The 24,987-nt window shown below is 70.1% G+C and carries 22 protein-coding genes; 10 read left to right on the top strand and 12 right to left on the bottom strand.

Features of this window, described 5'->3' with window-relative positions:
- Positions 1–78 precede the first annotated feature (78 nt).
- Together OU415_RS29815 and OU415_RS29820 are read right to left on the bottom strand one after the other, a co-directional pair.
- Complete coding sequence (locus tag OU415_RS29815) at positions 79–699, bottom strand: NAD(P)-dependent oxidoreductase (RefSeq protein WP_270952707.1); 621 nt, start codon at positions 697–699, stop codon at positions 79–81.
- A complete protein-coding gene (locus OU415_RS29820) occupies positions 696–1,577 on the bottom strand; it encodes an EamA family transporter (RefSeq protein ID WP_270952754.1) in 882 nt (293 codons plus the stop codon). Before OU415_RS29820 ends, OU415_RS29815 begins: the two co-directional genes overlap by 4 nt.
- Before the next feature lie 82 nt (positions 1,578–1,659).
- On the opposite strand from OU415_RS29820, the gene OU415_RS29825 reads away from it, so the two are divergent.
- Positions 1,660–2,547, top strand: coding sequence for a LysR family transcriptional regulator (locus OU415_RS29825; protein WP_270952708.1), 888 nt, complete (start codon positions 1,660–1,662; stop codon positions 2,545–2,547).
- 29 nt (positions 2,548–2,576) lie between these two features.
- Here the strand turns inward: OU415_RS29825 and OU415_RS29830 are convergent, their stop codons facing one another.
- A complete protein-coding gene (locus tag OU415_RS29830; RefSeq protein WP_270952709.1) occupies positions 2,577–3,209 on the bottom strand; it encodes an NAD(P)-dependent oxidoreductase in 633 nt (210 codons plus the stop codon).
- A gap of 81 nt (positions 3,210–3,290) precedes the next feature.
- Between OU415_RS29830 and OU415_RS29835 the strand changes: the two genes are divergently transcribed.
- Both OU415_RS29835 and OU415_RS29840 read left to right on the top strand, forming a co-directional pair.
- Positions 3,291–3,866, top strand: coding sequence for a TetR/AcrR family transcriptional regulator (locus OU415_RS29835; RefSeq protein ID WP_270952711.1), 576 nt, complete (start codon positions 3,291–3,293; stop codon positions 3,864–3,866).
- Positions 3,867–3,912: 46 nt separating this feature from the next.
- A complete protein-coding gene (locus OU415_RS29840; protein WP_270952713.1) occupies positions 3,913–4,452 on the top strand; it encodes a DinB family protein in 540 nt (179 codons plus the stop codon).
- A 21-nt stretch (positions 4,453–4,473) separates the two neighbouring features.
- Here the strand turns inward: OU415_RS29840 and OU415_RS29845 are convergent, their stop codons facing one another.
- The 3 genes from OU415_RS29845 to OU415_RS29855 form a co-directional block, all read right to left on the bottom strand.
- The gene (locus OU415_RS29845) at positions 4,474–5,733 is read right to left on the bottom strand and encodes an amidohydrolase (protein ID WP_270952715.1); all 1,260 of its coding nucleotides are present in this window, start codon (positions 5,731–5,733) and stop codon (positions 4,474–4,476) included.
- Positions 5,734–5,933: 200 nt separating this feature from the next.
- On the bottom strand, positions 5,934–8,756 hold the full coding sequence (locus OU415_RS29850) for a penicillin acylase family protein (RefSeq protein WP_270952717.1): 2,823 nt from the start codon (positions 8,754–8,756) through the stop codon (positions 5,934–5,936).
- A gap of 102 nt (positions 8,757–8,858) precedes the next feature.
- A complete protein-coding gene (locus tag OU415_RS29855; protein ID WP_270952719.1) occupies positions 8,859–9,932 on the bottom strand; it encodes a LysR family transcriptional regulator in 1,074 nt (357 codons plus the stop codon).
- 225 nt (positions 9,933–10,157) lie between these two features.
- On the opposite strand from OU415_RS29855, the gene OU415_RS29860 reads away from it, so the two are divergent.
- Complete coding sequence (locus OU415_RS29860; protein ID WP_270952720.1) at positions 10,158–10,367, top strand: hypothetical protein; 210 nt, start codon at positions 10,158–10,160, stop codon at positions 10,365–10,367.
- Positions 10,368–10,430: 63 nt separating this feature from the next.
- The gene (locus OU415_RS29865) at positions 10,431–11,012 is read left to right on the top strand and encodes a hypothetical protein (RefSeq protein ID WP_270952722.1); all 582 of its coding nucleotides are present in this window, start codon (positions 10,431–10,433) and stop codon (positions 11,010–11,012) included.
- An 87-nt stretch (positions 11,013–11,099) separates the two neighbouring features.
- On the opposite strand, the gene OU415_RS29870 is transcribed toward OU415_RS29865, so the two are convergent.
- Together OU415_RS29870 and OU415_RS29875 are read right to left on the bottom strand one after the other, a co-directional pair.
- Entirely contained in the window at positions 11,100–11,963 is an 864-nt protein-coding gene (locus OU415_RS29870; RefSeq protein WP_270952723.1) for a fumarylacetoacetate hydrolase family protein, read from the bottom strand.
- Positions 11,964–12,229: 266 nt separating this feature from the next.
- Positions 12,230–12,691: a MarR family winged helix-turn-helix transcriptional regulator gene (locus OU415_RS29875; RefSeq protein ID WP_270952725.1), complete on the bottom strand. Its 462-nt coding sequence runs from the start codon at positions 12,689–12,691 to the stop codon at positions 12,230–12,232.
- Positions 12,692–12,767: 76 nt separating this feature from the next.
- On the opposite strand from OU415_RS29875, the gene OU415_RS29880 reads away from it, so the two are divergent.
- On the top strand, positions 12,768–13,532 hold the full coding sequence (locus OU415_RS29880) for a dioxygenase family protein (protein WP_270952726.1): 765 nt from the start codon (positions 12,768–12,770) through the stop codon (positions 13,530–13,532).
- A 9-nt stretch (positions 13,533–13,541) separates the two neighbouring features.
- Here OU415_RS29880 and OU415_RS29885 read toward each other — a convergent pair whose 3' ends face one another.
- Positions 13,542–14,330, bottom strand: coding sequence for an IclR family transcriptional regulator (locus tag OU415_RS29885; RefSeq protein WP_270952728.1), 789 nt, complete (start codon positions 14,328–14,330; stop codon positions 13,542–13,544).
- 148 nt (positions 14,331–14,478) lie between these two features.
- On the opposite strand from OU415_RS29885, the gene ileS reads away from it, so the two are divergent.
- Positions 14,479–17,604: an isoleucine--tRNA ligase gene (ileS, locus tag OU415_RS29890; protein WP_270952729.1), complete on the top strand. Its 3,126-nt coding sequence runs from the start codon at positions 14,479–14,481 to the stop codon at positions 17,602–17,604.
- A gap of 220 nt (positions 17,605–17,824) precedes the next feature.
- On the opposite strand, the gene OU415_RS29895 is transcribed toward ileS, so the two are convergent.
- The 3 genes from OU415_RS29895 to OU415_RS29905 all read right to left on the bottom strand — a co-directional run bounded on the left by OU415_RS29895 (position 17,825) and on the right by OU415_RS29905 (position 21,193).
- A complete protein-coding gene (locus tag OU415_RS29895; RefSeq protein ID WP_270952731.1) occupies positions 17,825–18,634 on the bottom strand; it encodes a S1 family peptidase in 810 nt (269 codons plus the stop codon).
- A gap of 644 nt (positions 18,635–19,278) precedes the next feature.
- Positions 19,279–19,938, bottom strand: a complete 660-nt coding sequence (locus tag OU415_RS29900; protein WP_270952732.1) for a response regulator transcription factor — start codon at positions 19,936–19,938, stop codon at positions 19,279–19,281.
- Positions 19,931–21,193: a sensor histidine kinase gene (locus OU415_RS29905; RefSeq protein WP_270952733.1), complete on the bottom strand. Its 1,263-nt coding sequence runs from the start codon at positions 21,191–21,193 to the stop codon at positions 19,931–19,933. The genes OU415_RS29900 and OU415_RS29905 overlap by 8 nt, the downstream gene beginning before the upstream one ends.
- Before the next feature lie 198 nt (positions 21,194–21,391).
- Between OU415_RS29905 and OU415_RS29910 the strand changes: the two genes are divergently transcribed.
- The 3 genes from OU415_RS29910 (at position 21,392) to OU415_RS29920 (ending at position 24,951) form a co-directional block, all read left to right on the top strand.
- Positions 21,392–22,867, top strand: coding sequence for an ArnT family glycosyltransferase (locus OU415_RS29910; RefSeq protein WP_270952734.1), 1,476 nt, complete (start codon positions 21,392–21,394; stop codon positions 22,865–22,867).
- A gap of 78 nt (positions 22,868–22,945) precedes the next feature.
- The gene (locus OU415_RS29915; protein ID WP_270952735.1) at positions 22,946–23,452 is read left to right on the top strand and encodes a PH domain-containing protein; all 507 of its coding nucleotides are present in this window, start codon (positions 22,946–22,948) and stop codon (positions 23,450–23,452) included.
- Entirely contained in the window at positions 23,449–24,951 is a 1,503-nt protein-coding gene (locus OU415_RS29920) for a PH domain-containing protein (RefSeq protein WP_270952736.1), read from the top strand. Before OU415_RS29915 ends, OU415_RS29920 begins: the two co-directional genes overlap by 4 nt.
- The last annotated feature ends 36 nt before the right edge of the window (positions 24,952–24,987 follow it).

Raw genomic sequence — 24,987 nt, forward strand, 5'->3', positions numbered from 1 at the left:
CCCACTCACGACCGCTCAGCGGAGCTCGCGGAAGAAGGCGCGGACGTCCTCGACCGGGGCCATCGCGCTGGCACCAGCTCAGGATCCGACGGTGAAGTGCCTGGCGCCGCCCGGGTCCTCCAGCTCGTCGAGGACCGCCACGGCGAGGTCCTCCGCCGAAATCCGGGACGTGCCGCGGGAATCGGCGATGAGCGTGTCAGCACCTCGCCGGTAGCGGCTGGTGCGCTCGCCGGGCTCCAGGACTGCCGGCGGGCTCAAGTAGACCCAGTCCGTCCGGTGCGCCTGGCAGGTCTCGAGCTGGGCGATGCTCGCTGCCGCGATGGTGCGCCATTCAGCGGGAACGTACGCGGGGTCGTCGACGACCAGCCCCGATCCCCCGGGGGTCCTAAGTGGACCTGCACCGCCGACGACGAGGATCCGCCGACCGGCCGCGGCAGCCGCGTCGAGCAGCGCTCCCGTGGTTTCGCCGACGCTTCCCTCCTGCCCGGGACGCGGACGAGTGGCGACGACGACCGCGTCCGCCCCGGCGAACAACCCGCCCATCCGCTCCCGATCGGTCGCGTCCGCGCGGACCGCGGTCGCACCGGGCATCGCTTCGCCGCTCCGGGACACCGCGGTGACGTGGTGCCCGCGCTGGACGGCTTCGGTGGTCACGCGCGATCCGACCATGCCGGTCGCTCCGACGACGACGATCTTCATGCCACTGCCCTTTCCAGGCGAGGAGTGCGAGCGGGGAGCTGGGACGCGACGATCGCGATCAGCGAGAGGGCGAACCCGAACAGCTGGACCGGCCCGAGCATCTGCCCGAGCACGACGACGCCGAGCAGTGCCGCGACCAGCGGCGAGATCAGACCGAGCGGCGCAGCCGAGGTGACCGGCAGGAGACCGATCCCGCGGAACCACAGGACGTAGGCGAGCAGACCGCCGATCACGCCCAGCCACAGGTAGCCGAGCGCCGCCGGGGCGTCGATCGCCGGCGGCGCGCCCTCGAAGGCGAACGTGACCGGAACCAGGAACAGCCCTCCGGCGGTGAGCTGCCAACCGGCGAACGCCACCGGCCCGACCTCCGACGGGCGCCCCCAGCGCTTGGTCAGCGTCACCCCGAGCCCCATCGCCGCAGCGCCACCCAGCCCGGCGAGGAGCCCGACGACGTCGAAACCGGCGCTCGGCCCGAGCACCACCAGCCCCACGCCCACGACGCCGACCACGCCCCAGCCGAACCGCCTCGGAGAAGGCGCTTCGCGCAGGACCAGCACCGCCAGCACGGCGACGACCAGCGGCTGAGCAGCACCCAAGGTCGCGGCCACCCCACCGGGCAGCCGCTCAGCGGCGAGGAACAGCAGCGGGAAGAACAGGCCGATGTTCAGCACGCCGAGCAGCGCCGCCTTCCCCCACCAGGCCCCGCGCGGCAGCACCCGGGTCATCGCCAACGCGATCAACCCGGCGGGCAGCGCACGCATCAACCCGGCGAACAGCGGATGCCCGACCGGGAGCAGTTCGGTGGTGACCACGTAGGTCGTGCCCCACACGGCCGGGGCGAACGCGGTCAGCACGACGTTCGGGAGGTTCTTGTCCATCACGGATCAAGTCTCGGCTGACCAGCATCGATGAGTCCAACACATGTTTGTCATGCGATCCATCGCGATGCAAGATGGATCGGTGGAACTCCAGCAGCTGCGCTACGTCGTCGCCGTCGCCGAGACGAACAGCTTCACCCGCGCCGCCCAGCGGTGCCTCGTCGTCCAGTCCGCGCTCAGCCACCAGGTGGCGCGGCTGGAACGGGAACTCGGCGCCCGGCTCTTCGAACGCACGAGCCGCCGGGTCCGCCTGACGCCCGCCGGCGAGGCGTTCCTCCCCGCCGCGCGCCAGTGCCTGGACGCCGCCGAACGCGCCGCGGCCGAGGTCGCCGCAGCTGTCGGCGAAGTGCGCGGGCGGCTCGCGGTCGGCGTGATCCCCACCGTGGCCGCGGCCGACGTGCCCGCCGCGCTCCGCGAGCTCCACCAGCGCCACCCGGACGTCCGGATCAACCTGCGCGTCGGCAACAGCCTGGAAATGATCGAGCAGATCAAGGAAGGCACCCTCGACGTGGCCTTCCTCGGCCTCCCGGCCACCACCCGCCCGGAGGGGATCCGCAACGTCGAGCTGGCCCGGGACCAGCTGGTCGCCGTGGTCGCCCCCGATCACCCGCTGACCGCGCACGAAACCGTCGACCTCGCCCGGCTGTCCACCGAGTCCTTCGTGGACTTCCCCGCCGGAAGCGCGGGCCGGTCCCAGTCCGACCAGGCCTTCGCCGCAGCGGGCCTCGACCGCGAGGTGGCCTTCGAGGTCCCCACGGCCGACCTCATGGTCCAGCTCGTCCAACAGCACCTCGGCATCGCGATGCTCGCGGCAACCTACGTCCCCAGGTTCACCGGAATAGCCACGATCCCGGTGACCAACGCCCCGTCCCGAATCGAGTACGTGGCCTGGCCCCGAACCACCCCGACCCCGGCCACAACGGCCTTCCTCAAAACCCTCAACATCCCAGAAGACCTGATCAACACCTGAAACCAGTTGCGAGCCAACCTCATCCGACGTCAGTTGGCGAGGGCTATTGCGGTGTGGATCGCGGTTTTCTCGGAGAGGTTTCGGAGGATGCAGTCGGCTAGGTCTGCGCGGGAGATCTTGTTGCCGCCGCGGACGGTTCGGTCGACGGCGGTGCGGTAGCGGCCGGTGCGCGGGCCTTCGGTGAGCATCGGCGGGCGGATGATCGTCCAGTCCGCGCTGCTGGCCCGGACGACCTCCTCCATGTGCCCCATGTCGGTCCACGGGTGCTTGAGGAAGCGCCACAGGATCGGCTTGACCAGGTGCTTGGTCAGCGCGCCGTCTCCGTCGGTGATCATGCCGCTGTTGCTGACCACCAGGAACCGGCGGACCTCGGTCTCGCCCATCGCCTCGAGGATGCTGGCGGTGCTGTCGGTCTGCACCGTCGTCGGGCTCTTCGCGTTGGGCGAGCCGATCGCCGAGATGACGGCGTCCCGACCGGCGATGTGCGGCCGGATGTCCGCCGGGTCCATCACGTCGGCGCGGACGACCGCCAGCTCCGGGTGCTCGAAGGCCACCTTCGCCGGGTCCCGCACCACCGCCGTGACCTGGTGACCGGCCGCGCAGGCCTGCTCCACCAGGTGCTTCCCGGTGCCGCCGGTGGCTCCGAAGATCGTGATCCGCATCGCTGAACCCCTTGGTTGGTGAGTGCTCACTAACTACTATGGTCAGCGAGCACTCACCAACTTGTCAACGGAAGGGCCGCCGTGGGGACCCGCGACCGGATGCTCGACGCCGCCGCGCACGTGATGCGCACGCGCGGCCTCGCCCGCGCCACCACCAAGGAGATCGCCAAGGAATCCGGTTTCTCGGAAGCCGCGCTGTACAAGCACTTCCGCGACAAGACCGATCTGTTCCTCGCGGTGCTCCAGGAACGCGTTCCGGGCAACCTGCGCGCCATGCTCACCGACCTCCCCGACCGCGCCGGGCGCGGGGAGCTGCGCACCGCCCTGGAGGAGGTCGCCGGCGTCGCGATCGAGTTCTACGCCGAAACGTTCCCGATGGGCGCCTCGCTGTTCTCCGAACCGGCGCTGCTCGCCGCGCACCGGGAAGCCCTCCGGGACCGGGGCATCGGCCCCCAAGCGATCCGCGAAGCCCTCGCGGCCTACCTGTCGGCCGAGCAGCGAGCGGGAGCGCTCAAGCCTGACGTGGACCCGGAATCAGCAGCGGCGCTCCTGCTCGGAGCGTGCTTCCAGAACGCCTTCCTGACCCACTTCACCGACACCCCGAACCCGACCCCGACCGACCTGGTCCGGACCCTCCTCGACCCGCTGACGACCTGAGTTCGTCGGGGACTGGTGCGAAGCTGTCGGGGACGGGAGGTTCGCGATGGCTGATTCCACGCCGAGCACGTCGCAGCGGTGGGACGGATCCCGGCGGGAGCCCGATCCCACCGGGTCGGAGATCGAGCTGCTGCGCGGGTTCTTGGACTGGCACCGGGAGACGTTGGCGCTCAAGTGCTCCGGGGTGCCGTCCGACCAGTTGTCGGCCCGGCTGATCGAGCCCTCCGGGTTGACGTTGCACGGGCTGGTGCGGCACTTGGCCGCGGTGGAGCGGTGGTGGTTCCGCATCCAGTTCGCGCAGGAGGACGTGCCGCTGCTGCACTACTCCGACGACGATCCGGACCAGGACTTCGACGACCTGGAAGGGGACTTCGCCGAGGCGGTGGAGGTCTGGCGGGCGGAGTGCGCGAAGTCCCGCGAGATCGTGGCCGCGGCGGACTCCTTGGACCAGACCGGCATCCGCCGCTCGACCGGCGAACCGATCTCGCTGCGCTTCGTCATGCTGAACCTGATCGCCGAGTACGCCCGGCACAACGGGCACGCCGACCTGCTGCGCGAGCGCATCGACGGACGCGTCGGGATGTGAGCCCGGGAGGGCTCGGGCGCTTCAGCGGGTGCCGAGCCAGGTGAGGGCGGCCGTGGTCATCGCGGTGATGCCGGTGGTCATGGTCGGTTCGACCACCGGGGCGAAGAACGGCGAGTGGTTGGACGGGACGTCGCGGCTGAGGGTGCCCGCCTCGCGCGCCGCCAGGTACTTGCCCCGTTCGACGCCGCCGAAGAACCAGTAGCAGGTCGGCACGCCGGCTTCCGTGCCGAACAGGCCGACGTCCTCGCTGCCGGTCACCGGGTCGATCGCCAGCACCCGCTCCGCGCCGAGCTGCTCGCGCATCCCCTTCGCGGTCCGCTCGGTGGCCTCCTCGTCGTTGACCAGCACCGGGAAGTCCGTCAACCGCTCGAACTCCGGGTCCTTCTCGGCCCCGGAGGCCGCCGCCTCGGCGCGCACGATGCGCTTGACCGCCTCGATCACCCGCTCTCGGACCTTCTCGTCGAAGCTGCGGATGTTGACCCGCAGTTCGGCCTGGTCCGGGATGATGTTGTCCTTCGTGCCCGCGCGGATCGAGCCGACCGTGACCACGGCCGTGTCGCGGCCGGAGACCTCGCGGGAGACCACGGTCTGCAACCGCATCACCGTCGCGGAGGCCATCACCACCGGGTCGATGGCGTTCTCCGGCTGCGAGCCGTGCGAGCCGCGCCCGAACATGGTGATCTTCAGCCCGTCGGCCGCCGACATGCTGGGACCGCTGACCATGCCCACGGTCCCGGCCGGGAACGGGAAGACGTGCTGGCCCAGGCAGACGTCGGGTTTCGGGAAGCGGTCCAGGAAACCGTCGTCGAGCATGGCCCGCGCTCCGCCGCCGATCTCCTCGGCCGGCTGGAACACCGCCACGACCGTGCCGGACCACTGCTCGCGGGAGTTGACCAGCAGGTCGAGGGCGCCGAGCTGGCAGGTGACGTGCATGTCGTGGCCGCAGGCGTGCATCACCGGCACGTCGTTGCCGTCCGGGTCGGTGCCGCGCTGCGTGCTGGCGTAGTCGAGCCCGGTCTGCTCCAGCACCGGCAGCGCGTCGAAGTCCGCGCGCAGCAGCACGGTCGGGCCGTCACCGTTGCGGAGCACGCCCACGACACCCGTGCGCCCCACCCCGGTCGTCACCTCCAAGCCGAGCTGCTCCAGGCGTCGCGCGACCTCGGCAGCGGTGCGGTGCTCGGCGAAGGAGAGCTCCGGATGGGCGTGCAAGTCCTTGTAGAGCCCGGTGAGATCGTCCCGGATGTCGTCGATCCGTCCCAGCACAGCACCCAGATCGCCCACAGCAACCTCCCAACACGTCGACACCCCGATGATCCCACGCAACCCCACCGGCCACCGGAGATCAACCCCGTGGATCAGCTACCCGACATGAGCTCCGTTCCCGCTGGTAGGGCCCCGTGAGCACTTTGTGGGCCTATAGCACCACGAAGTACTCACGGGACCTGACCAGGCGAAACAATCCGGACGGCGGAGGCATCGGCTCAGCGGTGGGCGGGGAACTCCACCACCTGCTGGTAGGTGGGGCGGTTCTGCCAGCTGATCTTGTCCTGGCCGATGCCGCCGATCTTGCTCTGGATCAGGGCGTCGGCGCACCACTGGTCGCCGGGCTCGCAGTCCGCGTCACCGGGGTAGGTCTGGTCCGACGGGGTTTCCGCCGCCTGGCGCAGGGTGTCCAGCAGCATCGAGCGGCACGCCGCCGGGTCACCACCACCGCACAGCGGTGCGCCGAACCCGCCCGGCACCTGATCGCCCAGCACCGCGCGGACGTCCTTGGACACCTGCCCGTACCAGCCGTACATGAAAGCCGAGCCCTGGTGGCCCTGGCCGACGTGCAGGCCCGGTTCGCCGTTCTGCCAGCCCGAGGGCGACTGGTTGATCTGCATCATCCCGGTCAGCGCGTCGTAGGCCGGGGCGCCCAGCGACGGCTCGAACTGGCCGCGGACCAGCAACGGCCACCACGCGTCCAGCAGTTCGATCGCTTCTGCGTGCGCGTACCGACGGCTGCCCGGTTCGGTCTCGACCCGCCTGCCACCGTCGGCCAGCCAGGTCCGGAGCTTCTCGACCAGCGCCGCGGTGTCGGGGTCGTTGATCGGCTCGCGGTCGATCAGGCGCAGCAGGTCCGGCAGCACCCGTTCGGCGCGCATGTCGGTCACGCCCGCTTCGGCCATCACCTGCGTCAGCGTCACGCGGTTGAACTTGCCGCCCGCTTCGATGCGCTCGCGGACGCGGGAGTCGAGCAGGTCGCCGCGCTGCACCGCGTTCTTCTCCGCCCGGTCGCCCGCGGTTCCCGGCGCCTGCTTGTTGTTCCAGCTGGTGTAGTAGTCCTGGTTGATCGAGTTCGGGTGCTGCTCGAACCGGGTGTAGTTCGCGGTGTTGTCGGCCGGGTTCCAGCCGTCCCACTCGTAGGCCGGGTCGCCGGCGATCGGCATGCTCGGGTCGACCACCGGTTTGCGCACCAGGTTGGCGCCGGAGTTGAAGTAAGCGGTGTCGGTGGCGTCGGCGTAGAACCAGTTGAAGGTGAAGTTGATGTCGTGCGCCGCGCGCTGGAAGTCCTGCGCCGACGTGATCGCGCCCGGGTCGTTGAACTGCTGGAACCCGATGATCGAGTCCACCTCGTGCAGGAACGTCGAGCGGGCCAGGGCGAACGCAACCGGCTTGCCGTCGACGGTGGCGCGGTGGGTCACGGGGCCGTAGCTGGTCCGGAACGACACCAGCCGGTACGAGCCTTCGGGGGTGCTGTCGCCGAGGTTCGGCTTCCAGGCGTTCTCCCGCTCGACGGTCTGCATCGGCACGCACTCGCCGCGGAACCGGTACGCGTTGGAGTCCACCGTGGCCGGGCTCCCGTCGGGTTCGCACAGCTCGACGGCGTAGGTGTCGATCAGGTCCTGGGACGCGGTGGTGGCGCTCCAGGCGTAGTCCTGGCCGCGGCCCAGCAAGGTGTAGAAGCTCAGCCCGGCGAACGACGCGCCCTTCGACGAGATCCCCGGTCCTTGCAGCTCCTGCAGGGTGAGCAGCTGCGGCGAGAAGTAGCCGGTCTGCGGGCCGAACACCGCCACCGGGTGGCCGCTCTCGGTGTGCGCACCGGACACGACGAGCGCGTTGGACATGCCCCGCGGCTGCCCCATCCCCTCCGGGACCACGCCGTCGTCGAAGATGCCGCGCAGGCTTTCCACCGGGTCGTCGGTGGTCGGCGGCGGGTTGCCGCTCTCCGCGCGGGTGGCCGGTTCCGAGGGCTGGGCCGCCGAGCCGGTGGGATCGAAGACGAGCGGCTGCTCGACCACCGATCCGGGATCCGGCAGCACCACGCCCGCCGGGTTCTCCGGCGCCCCGCCGTACGGGAAAGTCCGTCCATCGTGGACGGTGGTGATCGCTTCCGGGTCGTTCTCGGCGCGGAACGCCGCCCAGATCTCCTCGCCGCGCTCCGGGCCGAACCGCTCGTGCAGCGACATCCGGGCGACCGCGTTCTGCACCTCGTTGCCACCACCGCCGCCGAACTGGGCACCGACCAGCGAGGCCAGCGCGACCAGGTCGGTCAGCTCGAAGGGCTCGATCCGCCCTTCGTTGGTGATCGGGTCCACGTGCCCGGTGGCCACGTACTCGCCGGGGAAGTACCGCCCCTGGTACGACTTCTCGATGTAGGCGTTGATCCCGTCCACGTAGGACTGCGCGTCTTCGAGCGCCTGCCTGCCGCGCTCGCCCTGCGAGGCGACGGAGTCGATCTGCTGCTGCAGCTCCTGCTCGGTGTAGGGCGATACCGCGAAGAACTGCTGCTCCAGCTGGCGGTTCGACGGCGCGCCCCCGGCGAACGGCGTCACCTCGCCGCGCCCGGCCCGGCGCATCACGTCCATCAGGAACAGCTTGTCCTCGGCGGTGGCGTAGCCCGCGCCGAACGTGGTCCCCGAGCGCGTCGTCCCGTAGATGTGCGGGATTCCCGCGGTCTTGTCCCGGACGACGGTGACGTCCTCGCGCGGCTGGTAGGTCTTCTCGACGTCCTCGGGCCGCACGCCGAAGGAGTTGTCGTTGAAGAACTCCCCGATCGTGCCGGTGGTCAGCTTCGAGTAGCCGCCGACGAGCGCGTCGTACTTGGCCAGCTGGTCGTCGGAGTGCGGCGGGCGGACGCCCAGCAGCATGTGCGCGACGAGTTCGGCGAAGGTGGCGTTGCCGTTCTGACCGGGTGGGAGGACGTGGTGGCACTGCTCGCGGCAGTAGTCCGGCACGGGCTCCGGTTCAGCCGTGGCGGGCGGCGCGACCAGCAGGGATGCGATCGCGGCCGCGGCGGCGATGGCGGCGGTGGGGCGCAGCATGCCAGGTCCTCTCGGTCGATCTTCGCGACCCGGACGCTAGCCACCGCGCACTGGATTTGAAAGACATTCACGTTCACCTTGCCCCGAACGGCGCAGCGGACATCAGGACGCCACCGCGGGCCGGTGCTCACCGCGCTTCCACCTGGTGTTCTCAAGCTCCAACGCCCGCCACAGCAGGTTCAGCGGGTGATCGGCGCCGTAGCTCTGCCGCTCTCCGCGCCGGGTGAAAGCTCCCACCAGCACGTGCATCTTCGGCCCGACGTCGTTGACCAGATCGACGGTGCGCAGCCCCCGGCCCTCCGGTAATCGCCCGTCGTCGGCCGCCTCCCCGACCCCGCGGGTGACGATCATGCAGCCGTGCAGCAGCTCCGAGCGCAGCAGGTCGAACCCGTAGCGCACGTCGTCGATCTCGGCGGCGATGTCGAGCTTCTCGCGGTAGTCGGGACCGAACCAACCGCGCAGGAATCCGGAGATCAGCCCGCTGGCCGGGATGACCAGCGGCAGCGCGTGCAGCTGGCTGGCGAGCATCGGCCGGTTCGGCAGCTGTTCCGCGGACAAGTTCGTCACCAGGCTCAGCCCGCTGCGCCGCCACTCCAGCACGTCCACATCGGCCAGCGCGTTCTCGCCGCCGCCGACCAGGACGCTGCCGCAGACCAGATCCGCCTGCTTCGTCCGCAATGCACCGATCAGCTCGCGAGTCCGCAAGTGCGTCACCCGCAACTCCACGCCGCGCTCGGCGAATTCGCCCGCGACGTGCTCCCCGGCATTGGCGAGGAAACCGAGGGTGAACCTGGTGGTGCCGACAGTAATCGTTTCGCCGCGCAGTCGTCGCGATTCGTGCACTCCGTCGAGCCAGTCGCGCAACGTGTTCCGCGCGATCTCCACGAAGAGCTCTCCGGAATCGGTGAAGAGCACGTTCTTCCCGCGCCCCTGCTTGATCACCAGCGGTTCACCGCACAGCCGCTCGAAGTTCCGGTTCAGCGTGTCGATCTGCTTCTGCACGCTGGACTGCTCGCGCCCCAGCGAACGCGCTGCCGCCAGCGCCGTTCCGACCTCGTGCACCAGCACCAACGTGCGCAACTGGTCCATAGTGGTGTCCAGCAGAGCGGCTGGGGATTCGAGCAATCGACTGCGCAGGTCGCTCGCGGACGGACTGGCGGTTCCGACTAACGGCACGGCATGCTTCCTTCGGTCTCCTGTTTTGCGCCGAAGTGTAGTGCGCCGAACTGATCCGCACGCCAGAACAAATAATCTGCGGAATTCTTCTTCGAATCGCTGGAAATCCCCGCGACAGCGGTGCAATGATCTGCTGCGTCCCAAACGGCGGTCCTTCTGCGACCGCCCCGGTTCGGTTAGACCGATCGGCGTATTAGGGGCATTCGCACTATCGCAGGTACGCGGATGCGTGAACCGCTGCCTGCCCCGGAGAGGATTCGCAGCACCATGTGCAGCACCACCGTCGCGCCACCCCCTGGCGCGACGTCGAACAACGGCTTCCCGCGCAGCGCGTGGGCCCGCACTGCGCAAGTCGTGGATCGCGGACGGCGCACGGCCGACAGCTCGGTGATCCGCACGAACACCCCGGCCGCCGGGAGCGGCCAATCCCGGTGAAGGCGCCGCGATTCCTCTCGACATCCCCCCCTTTTTCATTCCCTGGCAAGGAGAAACCCAGTCGTGACCTACCAACAGACCGCTCCCCCGCAGGCGGCCCCGGTCAGCTTGAAGCGCCCCGCCACGCTGCTGGCGTTCGTCATCGCCGGTGCGGTGTCGGCGCTTTCCGGCATCGCGGCCGCGATCCACATGATGGCCGGTGGCCGGACGCTGGCCGAGCAGTACGCGACGGACCTGATGAACTCCGACCCGGCGTCGATGGGGATCGACGAGCTGCTGTCGGTGACCGGCGGTGAATCCACCGGCGACGCCATCGAAACCCTCAAGAGCATGGGCTTCTGGGAAGACGTCGTCACCGCGGCCAGCGCGGAGCTGATGCTGAAGTCCATCGTCGCGCTGATCTTCGTGCTCCCGCTGCTGCTGTTCACGCTGCTGGCCATGAAGGCTGCGACCTGGGCGCGCGTCCTGGTCACCATCTTCGCCGTGCTCTCGCTGCTGCCGCACCTGATCCTGGCCATCGCGGTCGGCCTGCCGATCGAGCAGGGCCTCGGCTTCGTCGGCCTGGCCACGGCGGTGCTCGCGATCGTCCTCGCGTGGCTCCCGGCGAACGGCCGCTACGCGAAGGCCCGCAAGTTCGCGGCCTGAGCCGGCGGCCAGCGTCGCTCTGGGGGTCGACACTGGAAACGCGAACGGCCCGGCGCTCTTTCCGAGAGCACCGGGCCGTTCCGCGCGTCAGGCCTGCTTGAACTGCTGGCGCTGGCGGCCCAAGCCGTCGATCTCCAGCTCCAGCACGTCACCGGCCGCCAGGTACGGGTACTTCCCGGAGAGGGCCACGCCTTCCGGGGTGCCGGTGTTGATCAGGTCGCCCGGCTCCAGCGTCATGTACTGCGAGAGGTGGCGGACGATCTCGGCGACGCCGAAGATCATGTCCGCCGTGTTGGAGTCCTGCCGGGCCTCGCCGTTGACCCACGTCCGCAACCGCAGCGCCTGCGGATCGGCGACCTCGTCGGCGGGCACCAGCCACGGACCGATCGGGTTGAAGGTCTCGGCGCACTTGCCCTTGGACCACTGCCCGCCCGAGTGCTCCTTCTGGAAGGCGCGCTCGGAGACGTCGTTGGCCACCACGAACCCGGCGACGCAGTCCAGCGCCTCTTCAGCGCTCTCCAGGTAGCGGGCCCGGCGACCGATCACCACGCCGAGCTCGACCTCCCAGTCGACCTGCTCGGCACCGCGCGGGATCAGCACCTCGTCGTACGGTCCGACGACCGTGTTCGGGTGCTTGAAGAACAGGATCGGCACCTCGGGCGGCGCCGAGCCGGACTCGGCGGCGTGCGCGGCGTAGTTCTGGCCGATGCACAGCACGGCCATCGGCCGCGCGATCGGCGCACCCACCCGCTGGCCGCTGCCGTCGCCGGCATCATCGACGGCGGGCAGCTCACCGGCGGCCAGCGCTTCCCTGGTCCGCTGGATGCCGCCACCGGCCAGGAACGCCCCGTCGACGTCCGCGGTGATCGGACGCAGATCGAACAGCCGGCCCTGGTCGTCTGCCACGTGCGGTTGCTCAGCCCCGACGGGGCCCAATCGCAGGAACCTCATCTCACTCCTTCGTCTCGGCGAGTGCTGCGGAGACGGCACCGGCGAGGCCGGGCGCGGCCGGCACCGCTCAGCAGCCCCACGACTTTCCACTGGAAAACGCGCCGAAGCAAGACCCGTCCAGGTGCCGAAATCGGATCCGAGACGCTGTGGAAGTTCTCCATCCTCGTTTTGCGCAGCGGTGCAAGTAGCGGAACCGCCTGGACTGCGGGTGCCCGACATTATGTATGCCGGCTTCGCGGTCACCGGCCAGCCAGAGCGAAGAGGTTTCAGCTGGATTTGCGCAGGTGGCGGGTGACTTCGCCGAGGCCGGCCGCGACGGCGCGCAGCTGGTCGCGGTCGAGCACGTCGATCAGGTTCGCGCGCACCACGTCGACGTGCCCGGGCGCCGCCGCGCGCAGCTTCTCCCGGCCGGCGTCGGTCAGCAGCGCGTTGACGCCGCGGTCGTCGGACTCGCAGGTGCGGCGCCGCACCAGACCGGCCTTCTCCAGCTGGGTGACCTGGTAGGTCAGGCCGCTCTTCGAGGTCACCACCAGCTGGGCGAGCTCGGTCATGCGCATCTCGCCGCCGGGCGCCGCGGACAGCCGGACCAGGATCTCGTACTGCGGGTGGGACAGCCCGACCTGCTCGCGCAGCTGCTGCTCGACCTTGCGGGCGACCAGGTTGCTCGCCTCCACGAAGGCGTTCCAGGTCGCCATCTCCTCGTCGTCCAGCCAGCGCGGTTCAGCCATGCCCCGAGTCTAGCTTGTTCAAATTTGAACGACCAGCTATGGTCGAGGTTGTTCAAATTCGAACGAGGAGGCGGCGATGACCCGGATGCCCACCCTGTACCTCAGCCACGGCGCCCCACCGCTGGCCGACGACCCGCTGTGGCCGGGCCAGCTCGCCGACTGGTCGGCCCGGCTGCCGAAGCCGAAGGCGATCCTGATGATCTCGGCGCACTGGGAGGAATCCCCGCTGGCCATCGGCGCCACCAGCACCGTTCCGCTGGTCTACGACTTCTGGGGCTTCCCCCAGCACTACTACGAGGTCCAGTACGCCGCTCCGGGCGCACCGGAGCTGGCCAGCCGCGTCCGCGCGCTGCTCCACGGCCCGGAGACCCCGGTGCAGGACTTCCCGGAACGCGGCCTCGACCACGGCGCCTACGTGCCGCTGGTGGAGATGTACCCGGACGCCGACGTGCCCGTCCTGCAGATCTCGATGCCGACGCTGGAACCGGAACGGCTGATGCGCATGGGCCGGGCGCTGGCACCGCTGCGCGACGAGGGCGTGCTGATCGTGGGCAGCGGGTTCTTCACCCACAACCTCTCCGCGATGGGCCAACCGGGCACGCCGAGCTGGTCCTCGGAGTTCGACGACTGGGGACGGCAGGCGCTCGAGGCGAACGACGTCGACTCCCTGCTGGACTTCCGGCGCAAGGCCCCGGCCGGCCGGCTCGCGCACCCGCGCACGGAGCACTTCGCACCGCTGTTCGTGACCCTCGGCGCAGCGGACGACGACCTCACCGAGCAGCGGGTGGCCGTCGACGGCTTCTGGATGGGCCTGGCCAAGCGCTCCGTCCAGTTCGGCTGAGCGCTCGGATCAGCGGCGGAGCTGCTGCTCGACCGTCGCGACCACTTTGGACAGTGGAACTCGGGTGTCCTCGGTCCAGTTCGGTCCGCAGCGGGGCGTCGGCGCCGACACCGACAGCGCGGCGACCACCGCGCCGGAGTGGTCGTGCACCGGCATCGCCACGCAGCGGCAGCCGACGATGTACTCCTCGTCGTCCACCGCGTAGCCGCGGCTGCGGGCCTCCTGGACCTCGGCCAGCAGCTCCGGCAGCTCGCGCACGGTGTTCTCGGTGAAGCGCTCCAGCTCCACGCCCTGGTAGCGGCGCACCAGCTCGTCCTGCGGCAGACCGGTCAGCAGCGCTTTGCCCATCCCGTCCGCGTGCGCGGGTAACCGCATGCCCACGGCGGACACGAGTTTCATCGGCTGGGGCGACTCGGCGATGGCGATGTAGACGTTCTCGATGCCGTCCAGCCGGGACAGCTGCACCGTCTCACCGGTCTCCTGCGCGAGCCGCTCCATCAGCGGCAGCGCCAGGCCCACGATGTCGCGGTGCCCGGTGTAGCCCTGGCCGACGGTCCACGCCTTCAGCCCGAGCCCGTAGGTGCGGGTGGTCTGGTCGAACTCGGCGAACCCGCGGTGCACCAAGGTGCCGAGCAACCCGTGCACGCTGGACAGCGGGAGCCGCAACGTCTCGGCGATGTCGCTGAGCCGGTGCCGCCCGCGGGCGAGCAGTTCCAGGATGACCAGCGCGCGGTCGGCGGACTTGACCACGTTGGGCCCGCTGCCCGCAGGCTCAGCCGTGACCGGTTCCGACTTCACCCGACTTTCCTCCTCCACCGCATCGACTCCTGCGGCCTACTGAACAGTACAGCGGGCGTGTTGCCGCTGCGCAGTTCCTCCAAGCGGCTCAACCGGGCGGTTTCGCGCTCGTGGTGTATGCGGGCCCGCGCGGTGTGAGCATGTGGGCATGGCGCAGCCCGGATCTCCGTTCCACCCGCTCGAGCCCGCGATCGACCTGCCCGCGATGGAGCGACAGCTCATCGAGTGGTGGCACGCGCACGAGGTGTTCGAACGCAGCCTGGCGCAGACCGCCGACGGCCCGCGCTGGGTGTTCTACGAAGGCCCGCCCACCGCCAACGGGGTGCCCGGCACGCACCACGTCGAAGCGCGGGTGTTCAAGGACGTCTTCCCGCGGTTCAAGACGATGAAGGGCTGCAACGTGCCGCGCCGCGGCGGGTGGGACTGCCACGGGCTGCCCGTGGAGCTCGCCGTCGAGAAGGAGCTCGGCATCAGCGGCAAGCCCGACATCGAGCGGATCGGCATCGCCGAGTTCAACGCGCGCTGCCGGGCCTCGGTGCAGCGCCACGTCGGCGAGTTCGAGACCGTCACGCGGCGGATGGGCTACTGGATCGACCTGTCCGCCGCCTACTGGACGATGTCGCCGGACTACGTCGACAGCGTGTGGTGGGCGCTGAAGCGGATCTTCGACGCGGGCCTGCTGGTCGAGGACTACCGGGTGGCCCCGTACTGCCCCCGCGACCAGACGACCCTGTCGGACCACGAGGTCGCGCAGGGCTACGAACCGGCGCACGACCCGTCGGTGTTCGTGCGGTTCCCCCTGGACGAGCCGCTCGCCGGGCACCACGACGTCGACCTGCTGATCTGGACGACCACCCCGTGGACGCTGGTGTCCAACACCGCCGTCGCGGTGCACCCGGCGGTGGACTACCAGGTGGTGCGCACCGTCGAGGGCACGTTCGTGGTGGCCGAACCGCTGGTCGAGTCGGTGCTCGGACCCGACGGAGAGGTGCTCGCGACCTTGCCGGGCACCGAGTTGGCGGGACTGCACTACCGGCGCCCGTTCGACCTCGTCGACATCCCGGACGCGCACCGCGTGGTGCTCGCCGAGTACGTCTCCACCGAGGACGGCACCGGACTGGTGCACCAAGCTCCCGCCTTCGGCGCCGACGACCTCGCGGTCTGCCGCGAGAACGGGCTGCCGGTGGTGAACCCGGTCGGCACCGACGGCCGGTTCGACGCCGAAGTCGGGCTGGTCGGCGGGATGTTCTTCAAGGACGCCGACGCGGTGCTGGTCGAAGACCTCCAGCACCGCGGCCTCCTGCTGCGCTACACCACTTTCGAGCACCAGTACCCGCACTGCTGGCGCTGCCACACGCCGCTGATGTACTACGCGCAGCTGTCCTGGTACATCCGGACCACCGCGATCCGCGAGGCGCTGCAGCGCGAGAACGAGCGCACCGACTGGTACCCCGAGCACGTCAAGCACGGTCGTTACGGGGACTGGCTGGACAACAACGTGGACTGGGCGCTGTCCCGGACGCGCTACTGGGGCACACCGCTGCCGCTGTGGCGGTGCCCGGACGGCCACGTCACGCCGATCGGTTCCCGCGCCGAGCTGGGCGAGCGGACCGGCCAGCACCTCACCGAGCTCGACCCGCACCGGCCGTACCTCGACGAGATCGAATTCCCGTGCCCCACCTGCGGGAAGTCCGCCGCGCGGGTGCCCGAGGTGGTCGACGCCTGGTTCGACTCCGGTTCGATGCCCTTCGCCCAGCTCGGCTACCCGCACCAGCCGGGCAGCGTCGCGGAACTCGCCCGCAGCTACCCGGCGCAGTACATCTGCGAGGCCATCGACCAGACCCGCGGTTGGTTCTACACGCTCATGGCGGTCGGCACGCTGCTGTTCGACCGCTCCGCCTACGAGACCGTGGTCTGCTTGGGGCACATCGTCGCCGAGGACGGCCGGAAGATGAGCAAGCACCTGGGCAACGTCCTGGAACCGCTGCCGCTGATGGAGGAGCACGGCGCGGACGCGCTGCGGTGGTTCATGCTGTGCTCGGGATCGCCCTGGTCAGCGCGCCGCGTCGGGCACGCACCGCTGCGCGAGATCGTCCGCAAGGTGCTGCTGACCTACTGGAACACCGCGTCGTTCTTCAGCCGCTACGCCGCGCTGGTGGACTGGATCCCGGCCGACGCCGCACCGCCCGAGAAGCGCCCGGTGCTGGACCGCTGGGTGCTGGCGCAGCTCCACCGGCTGGCCGCGGAGGTGGACGCGCGGCTGGAGGACTACGACACGGCCGGTGCCGGCCGGTCGCTGGCGGAGTTCGTCGACGACCTGTCGAACTGGTACGTCCGCCGCTCGCGGCAGCGCTTCTGGGACGGCGACCCGAACGCCCTGCGCACCCTCTACGACTGCTTGGACGTGCTGACCAGGCTGCTCGCGCCGTTCGTGCCGTTCATCGCCGAGCGGGTCTGGCAGGACGTCGTCCGCCCGGGAGCCCCGGATTCGCCGGAGTCGGTGCACCTGGCGACCTGGCCGCGGGCGGACCTCCGGCTGGTCGACGACCGGCTCCTGTCCCTCGTGGACACCGAACGCCAGTTGGCGGAAGCGGGCCGGGCGGCGCGCAAGAGCAGCGGGATCAAGGTGCGGCAGCCGCTGGGCCGGGCGCTCGTCAGCGCAGCGCTGCCGCCCGAGCTGGTCGCCGATCTCGCCGACGAGCTCAACGTGCGCCGCATCGAACCGCTGGAGTCGGCGGGAGAAGTGCTGGACGTGTCGGTCAAACCGAACTTCCGGGCGCTGGGCGCCAGATTCGGCAACCGGACCCAGCTGGCGGCGGCCGCGGTCAACGCCGCGGACCCCGCCGAACTGGCCCGCACCTTGCGCACCGGTGCCGCGACGATCGAGGTGGACGGTCAGCTCGAACCGCTGACCGGCGAGGACGTGTTCATCAGCGAGGTGCCGCGAACCGGGTGGGTGGTCGAGTCCCAGCGCGACGTGACCATCGCCCTGGACACCACGATCACCCCGGAGCTGGAACGGGCCGGCCTGGCCCGCGAGGTGATCCGCTTCGTGCAGGACTGCCGCAAGCAGGACGGCCTCGACATCACCGACCGGATCACCCTGCACTGGCGCGCGACCGGCGAGCTCCGCGAAGCGCTGCGCCACCACGCCGAGGAGATCGCCACCGCGGTCCTGGCCACCGCCACCACCGAATCCGCCTCCCCCGCACCGGATTCCACCGAGCACACCGACCCGACCCTGGACCTGACGATCTGGCTCCACCGAACCTGACCGACCACCGCTCCGCCCAACACCCCGTCGAACCGCCGGCGTGTCGGGATCCGACATGCCGACACCAGTGGACAAGTCCGCCCACCTGTGGAGAACTTCCGCAATTTCAATGGAAATCGGAGGTCCGATTTCCATTGAAATTGCGGAAACCCTGGTTCGGGGCGCCGGGACGCGAAGAGGCCGCGGGGGTTGCCCGCGGCCTCTTCGTCAGGTCGTTCGGTCAGCGGGTGGCCGACGAACCGATCTGCTCCTGGATCACGTCGTGGTAGGCGCCGACGCGGGCGTAGATGCCGGGCTTGCCCGGACGGGCGCAGCCCTCACCCCACGAGGTGACGCCGATCAGCTTGTTGTCCACCACCAGCGGGCCACCGGAGTCGCCCTGGCAGGCGTCGACGCCGCCTTCCGGCAGACCGGCGCAGACCATCGAGTCCGGGCTGTACTCGGCGTAGGCGCCCTTGCAGGTGTCGTCGGAGGTCACCGGGGCGACGGCCTTCTGCAGGTGGTCCGCCTGCTGGCCGCCCTCGGTGGTGTTGCCCCAGCCGAGGATGGTCGCCTGGGAGTCCGGCGCGTAACCGGCGTCGTCAGCGGTGGCCAGCTCGATCGGGGCCTCCTGCACCGGAGCCTCGAGCGTCAGCACCGAGACGTCGAAACCCTTGGTGGCGTCCTGGTACTCCGGGTGCACCCAGATGTTGGTGACCTTCGAGACGGTCCCGTCCTGCGAGCTCATCACGGTGCGGCCGCTGACCACGTTGATCTCCGCCGGCTGCGAGCCGGTGGTGCAGTGCGCCGCGGTGAGCACCTTGTCCGGGGCCACCAGCGAGCCGCCGCAGAACTGCTGGCCCTCCGGGGTGACCAGCGCGACGGTGAACGGGTGGTCCGCGATGTCGGCGTCCTCGCCACCGACGACGTAGGGGTTGACGTCCGTCGGCTGCGCGGGCTGCGCCTGCGCGACGGAAGCCGCGGAAAGGGCTGCGACGGCGATCGCGGTGACTCCGGCGAACCGGGCCAGGCGACGTGGGGCATCGACCATCGTGTTCTCCTCGTGTGCGGAAATCGGCCGCTGCACACCGAACCCGGTGGCCTGCCTCCACCTGCCGGTTACGCACAGCGACGAACTCGAATCGAACGATATAGGCGCCGGTACCGACCGGGAAAGGACCGGAATTTGCCGTTTTAACCAGTCCAGCAAGGAGTTTCCCCAGTTCAGCGGCTGGACAACGGGACGACACCGATTCGTCAAGCCCCGGTTCGCGGTGCGGCGCAACCGAAATCGGCCACCGTCCGAAGCGGACTCCGGATGCGCGCGCGAGGAGTCCGAAGCGGACGCTTCCCGGAAAGAAGCGTCCCCGGCGCACCCCGAACTGCGCCGGGGACACCCCCAACCGCGGCCGGACCCCCCCGACCGGTGGTGCCATCGATCCCCGAACCGATGGCAGGCGCGCTCCGAGGCCCCGACCGCCTCGCGTGGAACGCGCTGCCTCTGGTGTATCTGATTTCTGGTGGAATATTCCAGGGCCAATCGGTGGAGCTTGCGCCGATTGATCGTTCAACCTCTCGGCCTAGCCCGCTGGTCGGATGCGAACCGGGCGATGCCGACCGGACCAGGAGTTCGCGCGGTCGGACGAATTCGACCGCCAACCGGGTGAACCCCGGCGAGAACGCGCATCCGAAGGCTCAGCGCGGCACCAATCCGGCGTCGTAGGCGAGCAGCCCGGCCTGCAACCGGTTCGCGCAGGACAGCTTCACCAGCAGCCGGGACACGTAGCTCTTCACCGTCGCTTCGGACAGGTACAGCTGCTCGGCGACCTGCGCGTTCGACAGCCCGCGCCCCAAGCAGGTCAGCACCTCGACCTCCCGCTCGGTCAGGTCCCGGACCAGTTCGACGGCCCGCTGCCGGGTGCTCTGCTCGTCGCCCGATGCCGCCAGCAACCGCTTCTTCGCCTCCTGGGACAGCACGGTGTGCCCGTCCGCCGCCACCCGCACCAGTCCGATGAGGTCGCCCGGCGGCGTCGACTTGACCAGGAACCCGGCCGCTCCGGCGCGCAGGGCGCGCAGCACGTACTTGTCGGCGTCGAACGTGGTCAGCGCGACCACCGCCGGCGGTTCGGGCAGCTTGCAGATGCGCTCGATGGCGGTCAGCCCGTCGACGCCGGGCATCCGCAGGTCCATCAGCACCACGCGCGGCCGGTGCCGCACCACGGACTCGACCGCCGCCGCGCCGTCCTGCGCGTCGTCGACGACCTCGATGTCCGGCGCCGAACCGAGGATGGTGCGGAGGTGCGCGCAGACCATCGGCTCGTCGTCGACCACCACGACCCTGATCGGCTCACTCATCGCCGGCCGCCTCCCCCGTTGGCACGTACGCCGGGAGTATCACATCGACCTCGAACCCGCCCCCGGCGGCCGGTCCGGCCCGGAACGTGCCGCCGACCAGCTCGACCCGCTGCTGCAGTCCGAGCAACCCCGTTCCGGAGCCGCTGTCGGCCAGGTCCGCCGCCGCCCGCTCCGGCGGCTCGGTGTTGCGGACCACCAAGCGCAGCCGGTCGTCGCTGTGCAGCAGGCGCACGCCCACCCGGGAGCCGAACGCGTGCTTGTGCACGTTGGTCAGCGCTTCCTGCACCACGCGGTAGGCGGTTCGACCGACCGCGGCGGACACCACCCGCGGATCACCGTCCACAGTGAACTCCACCGGCACCCCGACCGATTCGGACTGCCCGATCAGCTCCGCGAGGTCCGGCAGGGCCGTCGGAGGAGCGACCTCGAAGTGCTCCTCCGGCTCGGCCGAACCGCGCCGCAGCACTCCGACCAGGTCCCGCAGCTCCTCCAGCGCCTCGCAACCGCTGCTGCGCAGTTCCTCCGCCGCCTGGCGGATCTCCGGGTCCTTCGCCGCCACGCCCAGCGCTCCCGCCTGCAGCACCATGAGGCTCACCCGGTGGGTGACCACGTCGTGCATCTCGGTGGCCAGGCGGGTCCGCTCGTCCGCCCGCGCCTGCTCGGCCAGCAGGTCCTGCTCCCGCTCGGCGCGCTCCGCCCGCTCCCGCAGCGCGCTCACCAGCCTGCGGCGCGCGCTCACGTAGAGCCCGAGGACCGCCGGGAAGACCGTCCACATGACGGCCCCGACGACGGCATCGCTCGACGGATCGCCCCATGGCCGGACGCTGACCAGCGCGGTGATGCTGATCAGGTCCCAGGCGAAGAACTTCCACGGGCGGCTCGAGGTGTAGACGACGGCGGCGTAGACCGCCCACGGCGTCTGCCCGGGCAGCCACGGGTCGGACTGCTGGTTGATGAACAGCAGCGGTCCCGGGCCGAGCTCGACCATCAGCGGTTGCAGGAGCGCCAGCGCCGCGACCAGCGACATGAGCACGATCGGGTAGCGCCGCCGCGCCAGCAGCGCGACGTCCAGGCACGTCATGATCACGTCGTTCAGCCAGAGCCCGCCGATCCAGTCGTGCGCCTCCGGCGAGGTGTCGGACGGGTACATCACGAGCATCACGCGGCCGAGCAGAATCAGTCCGAGCACGAGTGCCACGTCGAACGCGGCCTCGCGCTTGTCGTTCCACAGCAGCCGCCACAGCGGGCGCTTCACCTGGAACACGGTAGACAACGACACGCGGGAAACCGGCCGGAAACCACCCGTCGTCGGATGGGACCTAGACGAAAGTTGCACCGTCCCCGGGGAAGAGACGACTTTCGCCACCCGCACGCCCTACCAAGCGCGGTGTTCTCCCCGGGCCGTCCCCGGCTTGAATGGATCCAGTCCTAGCCGGAACGCCTTAGGGGAATCATGAAATCCGCCGTGCTCGAACCGCAACCCCGGCCGCCGGCCGAACCCGGGTTGCGGCCGCTGGCCAAGTGGCCGGTGCTCACCATCGCCGGCCTGGTCGCCGTCGCGCACCTCGTGATGAGCGCGGTCGGCGACTACTGGATCGACGAGGTGTACATGCTCGCGGCGGGCAAATACCACCTGGACTGGGGGTACGTCGACCAGCCGCCGCTCGCGCCGCTGATCGCGGCGGCGATGGACTGGATCGCACCGGGTTCGATGATCGTGCTGCGCCTGCCCGCGGTGCTGGCGACCGCCGCAGCGGTCGTGATGTGCGCGCTGCTCGTCCGCGAGCTCGGCGGCGACCGCCGCGCGCAGGTGCTCGCCGCCGGCGCCGGCGCGACCGGGCTGTGGACCGCGCTGGTCGGCCACTGGGTCACCCCGTACACCTTCGAACCGCTGCAGTGGCTGGTGCTCAGCTGGCTGCTGGTCCGCTGGATCCGGCTGCGCGAGCAGGGCGACGGCGACGACCGGCTGCTGCTGGTGTTCGGGCTCGTCCTCGGCGTGGCGATGCAGACCAAGTTCCAGGTGGCGCTCCTGTGCGCGGCGCTGCTGATCAGCGTGCTCCTGGTGGGTCCGCGCGACGTCCTGCGCCGCCCGATGTTCTGGGGCGGGGTCGGCATCGCGTTCGTGATCGCCGCGCCCACGGTGCTGTGGCAGGCCCTGCACGGCTGGCCTCAGTTGCAGATGGGCGCGGTCGTGGCCGAGGAATCCCCGCTGCTGTCCGGCGGCCGCAGCGGCACCGCCGTCACGCTGGTGCTCTACGCAGGCGTCGCAGGTGCGGCGCTGTTCCTGATCGGGCTGTGGAAGCTGTTCCGCTCGGCTGAACTGCGGCCGTACCGGTTCTTCGCGGTCGCATCGATCCTGATGTACGCCTTCTTCGTCGCCACCGCCGCGCGCCCCTACTACTTGATCGGGATGTACGGCGTGGTGATCGCAGCCGGACTGGTGGCGCTGCAGCGCCGCCGGGAGGCCAAACCGTCCCGCTGGGGGTGGACGGCTTGGTTCCCCTACGCGGCCTCCGTCGCGCTGGCCGGCTACATGGTGTGGGTCTCCACGGTGATCTCGGGCTCCTTCGGCATGCCGACCTCCGACGAGATCGCCCGCGACACCTCGGCCGCGTTCACCGCGCTGCCACCGGACCAGCGGGCGCACACGGCGGTGGTGGGCGACAGCTACATCGCCGCGTCCATGCTGGAGGTCAACCGGACGCGGTACGAACTTCCGGAGACCTACAGCCCGCACCGGGGCTACGGCTACTTCGGCCAACCCGACGAGCAGATCGACTCCGTGCTGTTCGTGGGAGACCCCGAAGAAATCCGCCAGCACTTCACCGAGGTGCGCAAGATCAAGGACGGAACCCTCCCGATCTGGCTCTGCACCGGCAAGATCGGAACCTGGAGCCAGATCTGGCCGCAGCTCAAGACGCTCTCGTAGGGCGTCATGACCTCGAACGCCCCGTGCACGCTGGAAGAATGGTCGTCGCAGCCAGCCGACCGCAGGAAAGGACCGACCGTGGCCGATGCGAACACCACCGGACTCCGGCTCCGCCCACCGCGCAATCGCGTAGAACGCCGCGCGATCGGCTGGTGGACGGTGCAGGCACTGGTCCTGGTCGTCCCGGTGCTGGTCGCACTGGCCGTGGCCGCGGTGCTCATCCCACCCGCGCAGCCCTGGCTGCTGCTGGCGCTGGTGGTGGTCGCCGTGCTCGGGGTGCCCTACGTGCTGGTCATGCCGCAGTGGCGGTTCCGGGTGCACCGCTGGGAGATCACCGATGACGCGGTCTACACCGCGGCGGGCTGGCTGCGCCAGGAGTGGCGGATCGCGCCGATGTCGCGCATCCAGACCGTCGACACCGTTCGGGGTCCGCTGCAGCAGCTGTTCACCCTCTCCAGCGTCACCGTGACCACGGCCTCGGCAGCAGGGCCGCTGACGATCGACGGACTGGACCGGGACACCGCCCGGGCCGTCGTCGAGCAGCTGACCGCCACCACCCAGGCGACGCCGGGAGACGCGACATGAGCACCGTGATCGACGGGCAGTGGCGCCGCCAGGACCCCAAGACGATCGCCGCCATCGCCGGGCTGGTGCTGGCGCCGATGGTGCCGGCCGTCGCGGTCATGGCGATCTCCGGCGCCCCCACCAGTGCGATCCTGATCACGGCGGGGCTGTGGCTGGCCGCCGGACTGCTGTTCGCCGGTCTGTACGCTCTCGAATGGTGGTTCGCCTGGTACCGCATCACCCCGGAGCACTTCGAGCTCCGCAAGGGCGCCGTCACACGGAACCACCGCTCGATCCCCCGCGACCGGATCCGCAGCGTCGACCTCACCGCGAGCCTGAGCCACCGCGTCTTCGGCGTCACGACGGTGAAGGTCGGCACCGGCGGCCAGTCCGGCGACAGCAGCGAGCTGAAGCTCGACGCGATCTCCCGCCAGCACGCCGAATCGCTGCGCCAGGAGCTGCTGTTCGGCGATTCGTCCACTGTGGTCGATTCGGGCGTTCCAGCGCCGGAGACCAGCAGCACGCTGGCACGTCTCAACCCCGCGTGGCTGGCCTACTCCTCGCTGTCGGTGGGGTTGGCGCTGATCGTCTGGGGCGCGATCGGCTCCGCGATCGGATCGTTCAGCGAACTGCTGAAGGCCACCGGGGTGTTCAACGCCATCGGCGCAGCCGTGGTGGCGACCTCGCTGTGGCTGGTCGTCGCGGTCGGCGCCGCGCTCGCGCTGGCCGTCGGCGTGCTCGGCTCCTTCGTGCTGTCGCTGGAGATGTGGTGGGGATTCCGGCTGAGCCGTGACCGCGGGGACACCCTGCAGGTCAAGCGCGGCCTGCTCACCACCCGCTCGGTCTCGCTGGAAGAACGGCGGCTGCGCGGGATCGAGCTGGTGGAACCGCTGCTGCTGCGCTGGGCCGGCGGTGCTCGGCTGCACGCGGTGGCCACCGGCCTGAACCAGAAGAAGGAGGAGAACCAACCGGACAACAAGACGCTGCTGCCCCCGGCTCCCCGCTCCGTGGCCTACCGGACCTCGGCAGCGGTGCTGCGCGAACCGCAGCCACCGTCGCAGGTCCCGTTGCGACATCACCCACGAGCGGCACTGCGACGACGCATCAACTGGGCGTTGATGGCCGCAGCACCGTTCTTGATCGCAGCAGTCGTGGCAGCGATGTACGGATGGATCCCCGTGCCATTGGCGATCGCCGCAGGTGCGGCCGTCGTCCTGGTCTTCCTGGGGTTCGCAGTGGACGCCTACCGCAACCTCGGCCACCAGCTGACCGACCGGTACCTGATCTCCCGCAACGGCAGCGGGATCCGGCGCACGGTCGTCCTGGAACGCGACGGGGTGATCGGCTGGAAGATGAGCCGCACCGTGTTCCAGCGGCGGTCGGGACTCATGACGGTCGGCGCGACGACCGCAGCGGGCAACAGCATCTACGAAGTGCACGACGTCGCCGAAGCCGACGGCCTCGCTCTGGCCGACGAAGCCCTCCCCGGACTCCTCGAGCCGTTCGTGGAACGGCGCTGAGCGAAGAGGCCGGTTCGGAAACGGCTTGCGCAGCCG

Source organism: Saccharopolyspora oryzae, from assembly GCF_027853915.1.
Classification (GTDB): domain Bacteria; phylum Actinomycetota; class Actinomycetes; order Mycobacteriales; family Pseudonocardiaceae; genus Saccharopolyspora; species Saccharopolyspora oryzae.

Excerpts from the sequence above, each read along its gene's own strand:
- OU415_RS29815 (WP_270952707.1), bottom strand. The coding sequence starts at position 699 with ATGAAGATCGTCGTCGTCGGAGCGACCGGCATGGTCGGATCGCGCGTG.
- OU415_RS29820 (WP_270952754.1), bottom strand. The coding sequence starts at position 1,577 with ATGGACAAGAACCTCCCGAACGTCGTGCTGACCGCGTTCGCCCCGGCC.
- OU415_RS29830 (WP_270952709.1), bottom strand. The coding sequence starts at position 3,209 with ATGCGGATCACGATCTTCGGAGCCACCGGCGGCACCGGGAAGCACCTG.
- OU415_RS29840 (WP_270952713.1), top strand. The coding sequence starts at position 3,913 with ATGGCTGATTCCACGCCGAGCACGTCGCAGCGGTGGGACGGATCCCGG.
- OU415_RS29850 (WP_270952717.1), bottom strand. The coding sequence starts at position 8,756 with ATGCTGCGCCCCACCGCCGCCATCGCCGCCGCGGCCGCGATCGCATCC.
- OU415_RS29860 (WP_270952720.1), top strand. The coding sequence starts at position 10,158 with ATGCGTGAACCGCTGCCTGCCCCGGAGAGGATTCGCAGCACCATGTGC.
- OU415_RS29870 (WP_270952723.1), bottom strand. The coding sequence starts at position 11,963 with ATGAGGTTCCTGCGATTGGGCCCCGTCGGGGCTGAGCAACCGCACGTG.
- OU415_RS29875 (WP_270952725.1), bottom strand. The coding sequence starts at position 12,691 with ATGGCTGAACCGCGCTGGCTGGACGACGAGGAGATGGCGACCTGGAAC.
- OU415_RS29880 (WP_270952726.1), top strand. The coding sequence starts at position 12,768 with ATGACCCGGATGCCCACCCTGTACCTCAGCCACGGCGCCCCACCGCTG.
- ileS (WP_270952729.1), top strand. The coding sequence starts at position 14,479 with ATGGCGCAGCCCGGATCTCCGTTCCACCCGCTCGAGCCCGCGATCGAC.
- OU415_RS29895 (WP_270952731.1), bottom strand. The coding sequence starts at position 18,634 with ATGGTCGATGCCCCACGTCGCCTGGCCCGGTTCGCCGGAGTCACCGCG.
- OU415_RS29900 (WP_270952732.1), bottom strand. The coding sequence starts at position 19,938 with ATGAGTGAGCCGATCAGGGTCGTGGTGGTCGACGACGAGCCGATGGTC.
- OU415_RS29910 (WP_270952734.1), top strand. The coding sequence starts at position 21,392 with ATGAAATCCGCCGTGCTCGAACCGCAACCCCGGCCGCCGGCCGAACCC.
- OU415_RS29920 (WP_270952736.1), top strand. The coding sequence starts at position 23,449 with ATGAGCACCGTGATCGACGGGCAGTGGCGCCGCCAGGACCCCAAGACG.